The sequence below is a fragment of the Pseudorhizobium endolithicum genome (genome assembly GCF_902153245.2).
Classification (GTDB): Bacteria; Pseudomonadota; Alphaproteobacteria; order Rhizobiales; family Rhizobiaceae; genus Neorhizobium; species Neorhizobium endolithicum.
Map to the genome: position 1 here is coordinate 1 of NZ_CABFWF030000015.1, position 11,522 is coordinate 11,522.

Genomic DNA, 11,522 nt, shown 5'->3' on the forward strand with positions numbered 1-11,522 from the left:
GCATCGACACCTCCCGCCAAAGCGAAAAGTGTTACCCATGTCTCCGGTACGAAATGTCACCTATCTCTCAGGTCGGGCAGAACTTCCTATTCATATCGGCTCCCTGATCGGCGCGTCGCGTCTGGCTGGAGATTTCTGTTCGCTTTTTCTTTCCCGCGAGGCTTTTAGGCCCGTTTCCGCAATCGCTCTTCGGTTTGCTGACCTGTTTGCGATCATCGAAGCGTCACCGGGCGCCTGCGGCAGCCACGTTACCTATGGTGGTTTCCTACAGCGCTACCGCCAGGAGGAGCAGCCCGCTAGCTCCGCGCAAGCATAAGCGGCCATTCCTTTCCTGCCCGATGAAGGGTAGTGAAAGGGAAGCATGACCGTGTCTCGAGATCTCGACCTGCCAGCCGCAATATCCGAGGAAGTCCTCGGCCTCTTCCTGGAGGACAACGACCTCGATGCGCTGACGGACATCCTCGTCCAGTCGCTCGAGGAGGCTCTGCGCATCCTGCGGGACGAGATCCGCGGTGACGTGCTCCACTGACGGTGCCGTCCCACAGGCCCCAGCCTCGCAAAGCGTGACATCGGTTCATCAACGGTTACAGTAAAAACGGAACAAGGTCTTTCCTTGGGGGTTCTTCTGCGCGGAAGGGCAACAAAAGGAGAAAGACATGAAAAAGATTCTGATCGCTTCTTGCGCAATCTTCGCTGCGGCCTTCGCAACCGGCGCCTCGGCCCAGGAAGGCACCGCGAGCGGTGCGGCCGGCGGTGCGGTCACCGGTGCCATCGTCGGTGGTCCGGTTGGTGCGGCTGTCGGCGGCATTGCCGGCGCCGCTCTCGGTACGGCAATCGATCCGCCGCCGCAGGAAGTCATCCGCTACGTGGAAACGCAGCCTGCGCCGTCTGCGAGCGTGGTCGTCGAGGAGGAAATCGTGGTCGGCAAGCCCGTTCCCGAAGCCGTGGTCCTCACTCCCGTCCCCGATCACGAGACCTACGCCTATGCAGTGGTCAATGAGCAGCGCGTGATCGTCGATCCGCAGACCCGCACCGTGGTCCAGGTGATCCAGTAAGGCTGCTTCCGTATCACGTCGCATGCCATGGTTTCAGGGCCTTCCTCCGGGTAGGTCCTGAAACCACGACCGGGCCAGCCGTCCGGGCGCGCTCAGCCTCTAGAAAGCAGGGGTGTTGGACGGGTTGCCCTTCGCGCAGTCGCCATAGGCGCTCCTGGCGGACCATCGTTTCCCACAAACCGGCAACGGGTTGATATCTATGCGAGAAAGGTGAGCAGATCGCGCCGCTGCAGGACGGCTGCCTTGCGGGCTGCCGTGTGGGGAGCGGAAAACTGTCTGCTTGAAAATTGAGAAAAACGAAGCTTCTCAAAATGGAATGGTGCCCAGAAGAGGACTCGAACCTCCACACCCTTGCGAGTACCAGCACCTGAAGCTGGCGCGTCTACCAATTCCGCCATCTGGGCGACGGAGAGCCATGTACGGGGGCGGCCCGCGCCTGTCAACAGGCTTTTTGAAGTTTCCGTGCCCGGCTGGAAAAACGGCATGGCGGCCGGACCGGCCGCAGCCCCGGCATTGCCACCTGGCAACCGGCTGGCCTGTCTTGGACGTGAACGCCGTCAGCCGCCGTTGTTTTCCCCGCTGCGATCCAGGTGGCCGAGGTCGCGCTCCGGCTCGATGACGTCGCGCACCCTTTGCTTGAGTTCCTTCGGCCCCGGAAAGCCGCCGTCGCGCTTGCGCTCCCAGATGAGTTCCCCGTCGATGCGAATTTCGAAGTTGCCGCCCGTACCGGGAGTGAGGGCAACTTCGCCAAGGCTGTCGGAGAAGGTCTGCAGCAGTTCCTGCGCCATCCAGCCGGCGCGCAGCAGCCAGTTGCATTGCGTGCAGTAAAGGATGGTGATGCGCGGCTTGTGCATATCGGCTCCTCTCGCAGTTCATCGAGAGGCTTCCGCCGCCGCTCGGGTTTGCGCAAAGCAACCCCAGTTGCGTTGCCGATGCAAGCCCTTTCGATGGAAGTGGAGATGGTCCGGCGGGGGAGGAGGAAGAACGGGTCAGAAATCGGTGGGAGGGTGTCTCCGCGGGCGCATCCGCTACCATCAGGATGGGTGGCCGATGTTCTTCCATTGCTGCCATTGCCGCGACTGCCGGCGCCAGAATGGCAGTGCCTCGGGAGGGGGCGCACCGATCCCGGCTGCCCGCGACTGAAAAAGGCCCCCGCATGGATGCGGGAGCCTCCTCGGGAAGATCCCCGAGCGCGGATCAGTAGGATCGGCTGTCGCCGCGTGCATCGCCGTTCGGGCGCTGGTATGTCCGGGTCTCCTCGGCGATGCGCTCACGGGCCGTGTCATGCACATCCGTAGCGATGCTCGCTGCCTTGCCGTAGACGTCGGAGGCCACTTCTTCCGCCTTGTGCATGGCCTCGGATGTGCTATTGGCCAACTGCTCGCGCACGCCCTCGGCCATCTCGCCCATCGCTTCGTCCTCGCGGCGGGTGTTCGGCAGCGCCGCACCGATTGCAGCGCCGAGTGCAAAGGCGAGTGCTCCGCCGATCAGCGGCTGGTCCTGGAAGTGCTTGAGAAGGCTCTCGTTCATGTTGCCGGCATAATTGCGCATCGAGCCGCCGGCCGACATCGCGCCGCTGCCCATGGAGCGGGCGCCCCCCATCACGGAACTGCCCGCCCTCGAGGCGGAGGAGGTAACCCGCCCCCAGGTCCGCGCAGCCCAGCCGGACGCTTCGTCGAAGAGCCTGCCGGCCTCGTCGCGGATGTCATGCATCTGCCGACCGGTGGCGTCGGCAAAGCCGCGATAGGTTTTGCCGGTGGAGTCCATGAAATGGCCCGCGCGGCGCCCCGATTCGTCCGTCAGCGCCTTGAAGCGGTTGCCGCCTTCATCGGTGAAGTGGCTGTAGCGGGAGGTGCCTTCCATCTGTACCGGACCCACCCGGCGTACCGAACCGCGGACCGGTGCCAGCGGATACTCCGGTTCCTCGTCATACGCTGTCGAGGTGGATGTGTCGGTGGATCGGCTGGCGCCCGGATTGGCCATCAGCCAGGCCATGCTGATTCCCATCAGGGCGACCGGGACCGGATTGGTCTTCATGGCATTGCCGAGATTGGCGACGTATTCGCCGCCGCCGCTGCCCTTCGCGTAAGCCAAGGCTTCGTCTAGAAGCTGTCCCGGCGACATCTTTGACTGGATCGCATCGATCCGGTCCTCGATGCGGCGACGATCCGCTTCGATCTCCCGCTCGATCATTTCTGCTCGGTTGCTGTCAGACGTGGTCATTACACGCGCTCCTTGATCATCTGGGCATCCCGGCGAAGCGACGACGAGGTGCGGTCGAACTTGAGGTTCTCGCCGCGAAGCGCCGAAAGCCCGCGGTGGATCATGCCCCACGCGATCAGCGCAACGACGACGCCGACGATGACGGAGGCCAGTGCGTCGGCGCTCGGTTCCCGCATGCCTTGGGCGACGAAGAAGGCAGCCAATCCGTTGACGAGCGCGGCGAGCAACACCCCGACGGCGGCGATGGCGAAGACAAGGCCGGCTGCGAAGGACTCCACCCCTGTCAGGGCACTGGACATCTTTTCGGAAGCCTCGGTCTTCGCGAGGTCGATCTCCTTGCGGAACAGGCCGGTGATGTCGGCCACGAGGCCGCTCAGAAGTTCCGAGAGCGGGCGGTTTTCCATCTGGTTAGCCATTGTAGCGGCCCTCCGGGGTATAGGACGTCGCATAGCCGGCCCCCGTGGCGGGGCTGACGGGCGAAGCCGCGGTTGAGGTGGTGCCGACGCCGTCTGCAGAGCGAGGGCTCGCAGAAGCGCGTGTTACGCCGTCCGTGGGGGATGCTCCCGCCTGGCGCCGATCTGCGGACGCGGTCAGGAAGCGGCTGGCGGCAAAACCGGCCAGGGCTGCAATGCCGAGGAAGGCTGCAGGCTGACGGCGACCGAAATCTTCCGCCATGGCGGCGATTTCACCCATCTCCTTGCCTTTGATGTCGCCGGCCAGGCGTTGAATGCTGTCGCCGATCTGCTTGGCGTAGCGGCCGACTTCCGGCTGGTCGCCCTGTGCAAGCTCGTCACCGACCTTCTGCATGGCGGTGGCAAGACCGCCGAGACGTTCGGCTGCATAGGTCTTCTGGCCTTCCGCGGCCTCTTTGGCCCGTCCGGTCGCGTGGCCCAGTTCGTCCTGCGCCATGGACTTCACTGCCTGCCAGTCTTCGCTGGCCCTTTCCTTCAGGCTGCCGCCCGCGCCCTGGGCGGTCGATGTGGCGGAACGCGCCGTTTCGGACGCCGCTCTGCCAAGCTCCGGTGCGGCTCCTTCCCGTGCCGGATTGCCTCCGGCGGCGTAGGTGGAGCCCGGCCGGTAGCCGTCTCCGCGATTTGGGTCATGTTCGGTCATGAAACTCTCCCATGGATGTCGGTGGGATCGGCACGGGCCTCGTGCGAAACGATCAGAGATTTGAACAGCAATCAGCCGCAAAATGTTCCGAAAGCTGCCATATTTCGTTCGGGGGAAGGCGGATGGCGGCCATCTGTCCACCCGGAGCCGGGGGCTCCCATGGAGGCTCAGGTATCTGCCGGAGGATTAAGATTGGATTCAGTCTTTCCCGGTAAGGTTCCGTTAGCTTTCACCGGGCGGCACGGATGCCGCCGGGAAATCGGCTCGATTGTTGTTCTGCGTGCGGGTTCTCATGCGTCTTTCGGTTCTGCCAGCTTTCCTCCTTGCCGGCCTTGTTCTGTCCGGCTGCACCTCCAGGTCCGCTCCGGAGACCCGGGCCGCGGCAGCACCTTCTCGCGAGATCACGAGTTCGGTGGTTCCTGCGGCTCCGGTGCCGGTGGCAAGTGTCGGCGGGACGGCCCCGGAAGCCCGCTCCCTGCCGCAGAAGGCGCTCGCCTGGGCGGGAGACGTGGTTCGCCCTCAGGCCTTCGCGCCGGTCACGACGACTGTGGGCATGCCGGTTCCCTCGCAGCGCCCGATGACGCTTCTCCTTCCCGGCGATCCGGGTGCGACCGGGCCGGTCAGTCGCTCGAAGATCTACAGCCAGCGCTTCCGCGACGCCAAGCCGATCAACTTCGGCAAGGTGGCGCCGAAGCACTATGCGGTGCACGGCGTCGACGTTTCCCGCTGGCAAGGCGAAATCGACTGGCCCAAGCTGAGGACTCAAGGCGCTAACTTCGCCTATATCAAGGCGACCGACGGCGGCGACCATCTCGATCCGATGTTCAGGACCAACTGGCGGCGGGCCAAGGAAGCCGGCATCCGCCGCGGCGCCTATCATTTCTTCTACTGGTGCCGCCGCGCCAGCGAGCAGGCCGACTGGTTCATCCGGAACGTCCCGCGTGACCCGGACGCCCTGCCGCCGGTGATCGACGTCGAGTGGAACGGCGATTCCGCCTGCAAGCGCCGCCCGTCGCGCGCCGACGTCCTGGAGAAGATGCAGGTCTTCATGGACAAGCTGGAGCGGCACTACGGCCAGCGTCCGGTCATCTACACGGCGCCGGACTTCTACAAGGACAATCTCGTCGGCGCGTTCGAGAACTATCCCTTCTGGCTGCGGGCCGTTGCCCAGCACCCCTCGAAGGTCTATCCGGGCCGCAAGTTCGTCTTCTGGCAGTATTCGGGCTCCGGCCTGTCCCAGGGTGTCGACGGCAAGATCGACCTCAACGTCTTCAACGGCAGCGAGGAGGGGTGGCACAACTGGGTCGCCGCCCGCGCCATGAGCGCCCGCAACTAACGCCCTTCGTCTAGCTCCGCTTCCGCCAGCAGCCAGTCGGCGAGTTGGCGGACGTTCCTGTCCGCAGACCGCGACGACATGAGGAAGTAGCCCCTGTCCGGGGCTGCGACTTCCGGGCCGGCCTTTGCGAGCATGCCCGTCGTCACCTGGCTGTCGATGAGCCCGAGCCAGCCGAGCGCCAGGCCCTGCCCGCCGAGCGCCGCCTGCACGACCATCGCATAGGTATTGAAGCTTGCGTCTCCGCCCGCGGCCGCGGCGGGACGATGGATGCCCGCCCCCGAGAGATAGCCCGACCAGTCGAACCAGGGTGAGGAAGCCAGGGCCTCCAGGTGGATCAGGGGTGCTGTCGCGAGAAGATCCTCCGTCCGGCAGACGCGCTCCAGGAGCGCCGGTGCGCAGACCGGCACCACCCGCTCCGGCATCATCATCCTTCCGACATGGCCGAACTCGGCCCGAGAGCCGAAGGCGACCGCGATTTCCGCCTGGTCGGCCCAGTCCGAGGCGAGCCTTTGGGTCGAGACGATCTGGATGTCGATCTCCGGATGGCGCTCGCGAAAGCTCTGCATGCGCGGGATGAGCCAGAGCGTGGCGAAGGCATAATCGGTAGCCAGTCTGACCGACGGCCGCCGCGCCTGCTGCCGCAGGCGTTCGGCAAGGGTATCGATATCCGAGACCGACCGCGCCACGACATCCAGCAACTGCCTGCCTTCGCGGCTGAGCGCCACGCCGCGATGCTGCCGGTGGAGAAGGTGCACGCCGAAGGCCGCCTCCAACTGCCGCATCTGGTAGCTGACCGCGGGCTGGCTCAGCCCCAGCACCCGGCCCGCGGCCGACAGCGAGCCGTGCCGGGCGATCTCGCGAAACAGCCTCAGCCATCCTAGGTCGACCGGTGGGAAAGCCATAAAATCACCTTATGCGATGTATCGAAAAAAACCGCCTTCACGATGACAGATTGCCGCGGTTCAATAATCCTAGCAAATAGAAGAAGGGGAACAAGCATGACTTTGCCTTCCATCCAGGGTGCGTCCGTCCTGGCCTGTACCGGCGCATTCATTGCCGCTCTTTCCGCCCTGCCGGCCGCGGCTGCGGACGCCGAATCCTGCAAGACCATCCGGCTTTCCGATCCGGGCTGGACGGACATCACCGCCACCAATGGCGTTGCCGCCTTCCTTCTGGAGGCCCTGGGTTACGAGCCGGACGTCAAGACGCTGTCCGTTCCGATCGGCTACCAGTCGATGAAGAATGGCGAGATCGACGTCTTCCTCGGCAACTGGATGCCGGCGCAGCAATCCTTCATCGATGATCTCAACGCTGCGAAGGCCGCCGAAGTCCTGAACAAGAACCTGGAGGGCGCCAAGTTCACGCTCGCCGTGCCGGCCGCCACCGCGGAGAAGGGCATCAAGGACTTCGCCGACCTCGCCGCCCATGCGGAAGATTTCGAGCGCAAGATCTACGGCATCGAGCCGGGTGCGCCCGCCAACTCCAACATCCAGAAGATGATCGATTCGGGCGACTTCGACCTGAAGGACTGGGAACTGGTGGAATCCGGCGAGCAGGCCATGCTGGCGCAGGTCGCGCGCGCCACTGGGGAAAACAAGCCGATTGTCTTCCTCGCCTGGGCGCCGCATCCGATGAACGAGCAGTTCGAGATCACCTACCTCTCCGGCGGGGACGAATACTTCGGACCGGATTTCGGCGGCGCCGAAGTCTTCACGCTCGCCCGCACCGGCTGGTCCGCCGACTGCCCGAATGCCGCGACCTTCTTCAAGCAGCTGACCTTCACGGTGGAAATGGAGAACGTGCTGATGGGCGAGATCCTGGATGGTGAAGACCCGGCGGATGCAGCCGAAGCCTGGCTGAAGGAGAACCCCGAAGCCTTCGAAGCCTGGGTTGCCGGCGTCACCACCTTCGACGGCAAGCCGGCAAGGGATGCCGTCGCCGCAGCGCTGGGGCTCTGAGGGAAACTACGCGTGCAGCACAGACCGAATATCCTGATCCTGATGGTGGATCAGCTGAACGGCACGTTGTTTCCCGACGGGCCGGCCGATTTTCTCCACGCCCCGCACCTGAAAGCCTTGACGGAGCGCTCCGTGCGCTTCGCTAGCACCTATACCGCAAGTCCGCTCTGCGCACCGGCGCGGGCCTCCTTCATGTCCGGCCAGCTGCCGAGCCGCACGCGGGTCTATGACAATGCGGCCGAATTCGCGTCCGACATCCCGACCTTTGCCCATCACCTGCGCCGGGCCGGCTACCAGACGGCGCTCTCCGGCAAGATGCATTTCGTAGGCCCCGACCAGTTGCACGGCTTCGAGGAGCGGCTGACGACGGACATCTATCCCGCGGATTTTGGCTGGACTCCGGATTATACCAGGCCCGGCGAGCGTATCGACTGGTGGTACCACAATCTCGGCTCCGTCACCGGAGCGGGCGTGGCCGAGATCACCAACCAGATGGAGTACGACGACGAGGTCGCCTACCACGCCACGCGCAAGCTCTACGACCTGTCGCGTGGCCAGGACGACCGGCCATGGTGCCTCACCGTCAGCTTCACCCACCCGCACGACCCCTATGTTGCGCGGCGTCGCTTCTGGGACCTCTATGAGGATTGCCCGCAACTGGATCCCGCCATTCCGGCCATTCCCTATGACGGGCAGGACCCGCATTCGAAGCGCCTGATGGACGCCTGCGACCACAGGGCCTTCGACATCACCGCCGGGGATGTCCGCCGGGCCCGGCGCGGCTATTTTGGCAACATCTCCTATATCGATGAGAAGATTGGCGAGATCCTCGATGTGCTCGAGCGCGGACGCATGGCGAACGACACCGTCATCCTCTTCGTCTCCGACCACGGCGACATGCTGGGCGATCGTGGCCTGTGGTTCAAGATGAACTTCTTCGAGGGCTCCGCCCGCGTGCCGCTGATGATTGCGGCTCCCGGCTGGCAGCCGCGCCTCGTGGAAGAGCCGGTCTCCACGCTGGACGTCTGCCCGACGGTGGCCGCTCTTGCCGGCATCGACATCGCGGCGCTTCTGCCCTGGACGGACGGCACCGACCTTGCCCCGATCGCCCGCGGGGAAACGGGGCGCGGACCCGTGCCGATGGAATATGCCGCAGAGGGTTCGGTGGCCCCGCTGGTCGCCATTCGCGACGGGCGTTACAAGCTCACTCTCTGCGAGGCCGATCCGCCGATCCTTGTCGATCTCGAGGGTGATCCGGCGGAGCTCAGCAACCTTGCGGCAGATCCTGGCCATGCAGCAGTCCTGGAGCGGCTCTCTGCGCTGGCGGCTGAGCGATGGGAGCTGGCCAGCTACGATGCCGCGGTGCGCGAAAGCCAGGCCCGCCGGCACGTGGTCTACGAAGCACTGCGCAACGGCGCCTATTTCCCCTGGGACCACCAGCCACTGCAGAAGGCGTCGGAACGCTACATGCGCAACCACATGGACCTCAACGTTCTGGAGGAAAGCCAGCGTTTCCCGCGGGGCGAATAGGCCGCCAGAACCGACCTTTAAAAAGGGCCTGCATCTCGGTGCGGAACAATTTTGCGTGACTCCCCGTTCTCTTGCCAGGTTAAACGGAGGAAGAACCCATGACCTATGATCCGAATGACAATCGTCCGGACCTGCGGGACCGCCGCCCGGACCTCGTGAACAACAATGTCGACGCCCGCCGCAGCGCGTCCTGGGTACCATGGGTGGCCGTGCTGGCCGTCCTTCTGATCGGCGCCTTCATCTGGGGCAACATGGGCGGCGAGCCCGGCACTGACCCGGCCACGACCTCCTCGACGACGAACTCGGAAGCCATGGACAGCGCACCGGCTCCGGTCGCTCCGGCACCGGGTGGTGGCGCAACCGATGCTGCCCCCGCCGATCCGGCTGCCCCGGCCACTCCCCCGGCCGCAGGCGGTACCACCAACGGCGGTTAATCCGTCTGTCATCCACCTATCCGAGCCGTCCGCCACACTGGCGGGCGGCTTTTTCGTTGGCGGAACGGCGGCCAGCTTGTTGTCGGACGTGGTGTGTTCTTTCCGGGGTTGTGTTTGGGTCGTCATCCCGGACTTGTTCCGGGATCCAGCCACGTGAAGTCCTTCGCGTGAGAAGAGTCTTCCGCACCGTAGGCGCAGTGCTGTGTTCTGTGACCGATCTACAGACCAGGTCCGGGGACAGGAATGACGAAGAAGGGGGCGCTTTTCTCACTAGACACAGGCCCGGTCTGTAGCTAGATAGGAAATGTAATAACATTACAAAAGGGGTGGTGGTGAGGAGAATGGTTATCTGCGTAGGACATCGACTTGACCGCGAGCCGCCTTTCCGCCTACCTGACCGTGATGGTTCCCCGAAGGTGACTCGGAGGGGATTAATAGGGAACACGGTGAGGTTCGTCATTTCGACGTCCAAGACCGAGGCTGCCCCCGCAACTGTAAGCGGATTGTCATTCATCTCCGGCGCTGGAATGCGCCGTGCCACTGTGCCTCGGGTGCGGGAAGGCAGATGAAGGCAGATATCCGCAAGCCAGGAGACCTGCCATCGCGCTGCCATCCAATCGACCCGGGCGGGGATGCCCGGAAAGGAACAGACATGTTTGACCTGCGCCTTCGCCGAACGCCTCACCTCCGTCTTGATTGGACCCTCCGCCACTAGCGCGCCGATTGCGGCTGCCGGACTACCCGGGCCGCGACCGCTATCCGCTCGTTCTCCTGCCTGTTCCATTTCGAGGTCCATCATGCGCCAGCTTCCCGCCAGCCTAGCCCTTGCCCTTGGGGTCAGCATCTCGACGCCCGTTCTTGCGGCGACGGACTATCCCCTCACGATCACGAATTGCGGCCGCGAGGTGACGTTCGAGCAGCCCCCGAAAAGGGTCGTGTCCGTCGGCCAGGGCATGACCGAAATCCTGTTCTCTCTCGGACTGGAGGAGAAAATGGCCGGCACGGCCGTCTGGGTGGGACCCGTCCTTCCGCAATATGCAGAGGCCAACAGCCGGATCAAGCGGCTGGCGGATAACGACCCGAGCTTCGAATCCCTTGTCGGACAGGAACCGGATCTGGTGGCTGCGGAATTCGAGTCGCATATCGGCCCGGAGGGCTCGATCGCCAACCGGGACCAGTTCTCCGCTCTGGGGATAGACACCTATGTTGCCCCGGCGGATTGCGCCGCCAAGATCAACACCAATGGTGGTGACGGGGTGCGCAAGGAGCTGTTCACGATGGAGCTGATCTATCGGCAGATCAGCGAACTTGCCGCCATATTCGATGTCGAGGAGCGTGGCGAGGCGCTGGTCGCCGAACTGAAGAAGCGTGAGCAGGATGCCGTCGCCTCCATTGCCGGCGCGGCTGGGAAGGACCTCCCGGTCGTCTTCTGGTTTTCCAGCAAGGAGGTGACCGGCGACGCCTTTATCGCCGGCAAGAACAGCGCGCCAGCCTATATCCTGAAGACGCTCGGTGCGAGGAACGTCGTGGAAACGGAGGAGGAGTGGCCGCTGGTCGGCTGGGAGACGATCGCCGAGGCCGACCCGGCCGTCATCGTTATCGCTACCATGGAGCGGCGGCGCCATGCTGCCGACAATCCCGAGGTAAAGCTCGATTTCCTCGCCAATGATCCGGTGACCAGCCGGATGAACGCAGTGAGCAACAAGCGCTTCGTCCTGATGGACGCCCAGTCGATGAACCCGACGATCCGGACGATCGATGGCATCGAGACCCTGGCGGAGGGCATCCGCGCCCTCGGGCTCTCGCAGTGAGCCTCCGCCAGGAGAAGAAGGGCGGTTCGAGGGGGTTCTCTCCCGTTCAGCCCACCCGGTGG

At 64.3% G+C, this 11,522-nt stretch carries 14 protein-coding genes, 1 tRNA gene and 1 riboswitch; of the genes, 9 read left to right on the forward strand and 6 right to left on the reverse strand.

Annotation, left to right across the window (positions count from 1 at the left end; translation table 11 throughout):
* The 3 genes from RTCK_RS17510 to RTCK_RS17520 all read left to right on the forward strand — a co-directional run.
* A partial coding sequence (locus tag RTCK_RS17510) for a hypothetical protein (RefSeq protein WP_211181461.1) occupies positions 1–316 on the forward strand: 316 nt, incomplete at its 5' end.
* Positions 317–361: 45 nt separating this feature from the next.
* On the forward strand, positions 362–529 hold the full coding sequence (locus RTCK_RS17515; RefSeq protein WP_185928040.1) for a hypothetical protein: 168 nt from the start codon (positions 362–364) through the stop codon (positions 527–529).
* A gap of 127 nt (positions 530–656) precedes the next feature.
* Positions 657–1,055 carry a DUF1236 domain-containing protein gene (locus RTCK_RS17520; RefSeq protein WP_142593760.1) on the forward strand — a complete coding sequence of 133 codons (399 nt, stop codon included), beginning with the start codon at positions 657–659 and terminating at the stop codon, positions 1,053–1,055.
* 317 nt (positions 1,056–1,372) lie between these two features.
* Here the strand turns inward: RTCK_RS17520 and RTCK_RS17525 are convergent.
* A tRNA-Leu gene (locus RTCK_RS17525) sits at positions 1,373–1,459 on the reverse strand.
* Positions 1,460–1,612: 153 nt separating this feature from the next.
* A complete protein-coding gene (locus RTCK_RS17530; RefSeq protein WP_142593761.1) occupies positions 1,613–1,909 on the reverse strand; it encodes a SelT/SelW/SelH family protein in 297 nt (98 codons plus the stop codon).
* Here RTCK_RS17530 and RTCK_RS21265 point away from each other — a divergent pair.
* Positions 1,893–2,198 carry a GFA family protein gene (locus RTCK_RS21265; protein WP_456239063.1) on the forward strand — a complete coding sequence of 102 codons (306 nt, stop codon included), beginning with the start codon at positions 1,893–1,895 and terminating at the stop codon, positions 2,196–2,198. The two genes, RTCK_RS17530 and RTCK_RS21265, sit on opposite strands and share 17 nt — an antisense overlap.
* 54 nt (positions 2,199–2,252) lie before the next feature.
* Here the strand turns inward: RTCK_RS21265 and RTCK_RS17535 are convergent, their stop codons facing one another.
* From RTCK_RS17535 to RTCK_RS17545, 3 genes are read right to left on the reverse strand one after another with little or no spacing between them, the layout of a single operon-like run.
* Positions 2,253–3,278 (reverse strand): DUF3618 domain-containing protein, encoded by a 1,026-nt coding sequence (locus RTCK_RS17535; RefSeq protein WP_142593762.1) that lies wholly within the window; start codon positions 3,276–3,278, stop codon positions 2,253–2,255.
* On the reverse strand, positions 3,278–3,694 hold the full coding sequence (locus RTCK_RS17540) for a phage holin family protein (RefSeq protein ID WP_142593763.1): 417 nt from the start codon (positions 3,692–3,694) through the stop codon (positions 3,278–3,280). Before RTCK_RS17540 ends, RTCK_RS17535 begins: the two co-directional genes overlap by 1 nt.
* Positions 3,687–4,391 carry a nutrient deprivation-induced protein gene (locus tag RTCK_RS17545; protein ID WP_142593764.1) on the reverse strand — a complete coding sequence of 235 codons (705 nt, stop codon included), beginning with the start codon at positions 4,389–4,391 and terminating at the stop codon, positions 3,687–3,689. The genes RTCK_RS17540 and RTCK_RS17545 overlap by 8 nt, the downstream gene beginning before the upstream one ends.
* 292 nt (positions 4,392–4,683) lie before the next feature.
* On the opposite strand from RTCK_RS17545, the gene RTCK_RS17550 reads away from it, so the two are divergent.
* Complete coding sequence (locus RTCK_RS17550) at positions 4,684–5,727, forward strand: glycoside hydrolase family 25 protein (RefSeq protein WP_142593765.1); 1,044 nt, start codon at positions 4,684–4,686, stop codon at positions 5,725–5,727.
* Here the strand turns inward: RTCK_RS17550 and RTCK_RS17555 are convergent.
* Positions 5,724–6,629, reverse strand: a complete 906-nt coding sequence (locus RTCK_RS17555) for a choline sulfate utilization transcriptional regulator (protein WP_142593766.1) — start codon at positions 6,627–6,629, stop codon at positions 5,724–5,726. The two genes, RTCK_RS17550 and RTCK_RS17555, sit on opposite strands and share 4 nt — an antisense overlap.
* A 96-nt stretch (positions 6,630–6,725) precedes the next feature.
* Here RTCK_RS17555 and choX point away from each other — a divergent pair, with 96 nt between their 5' ends.
* The 4 genes from choX to RTCK_RS17575 all read left to right on the forward strand — a co-directional run bounded on the left by choX (position 6,726) and on the right by RTCK_RS17575 (position 11,460).
* Positions 6,726–7,685, forward strand: coding sequence for a choline ABC transporter substrate-binding protein (gene choX / locus RTCK_RS17560; RefSeq protein WP_142593767.1), 960 nt, complete (start codon positions 6,726–6,728; stop codon positions 7,683–7,685).
* Between the two features lie 12 nt (positions 7,686–7,697).
* Positions 7,698–9,215 (forward strand): choline-sulfatase, encoded by a 1,518-nt coding sequence (gene betC, locus RTCK_RS17565; protein WP_268963146.1) that lies wholly within the window; start codon positions 7,698–7,700, stop codon positions 9,213–9,215.
* Positions 9,216–9,313: 98 nt separating this feature from the next.
* Positions 9,314–9,649: a hypothetical protein gene (locus tag RTCK_RS17570; RefSeq protein ID WP_142522100.1), complete on the forward strand. Its 336-nt coding sequence runs from the start codon at positions 9,314–9,316 to the stop codon at positions 9,647–9,649.
* Between the two features lie 386 nt (positions 9,650–10,035).
* Positions 10,036–10,266, forward strand: a riboswitch (cobalamin riboswitch).
* Positions 10,267–10,446: 180 nt separating this feature from the next.
* Positions 10,447–11,460: an ABC transporter substrate-binding protein gene (locus tag RTCK_RS17575; RefSeq protein ID WP_142593768.1), complete on the forward strand. Its 1,014-nt coding sequence runs from the start codon at positions 10,447–10,449 to the stop codon at positions 11,458–11,460.
* The last annotated feature ends 62 nt before the right edge of the window (positions 11,461–11,522 follow it).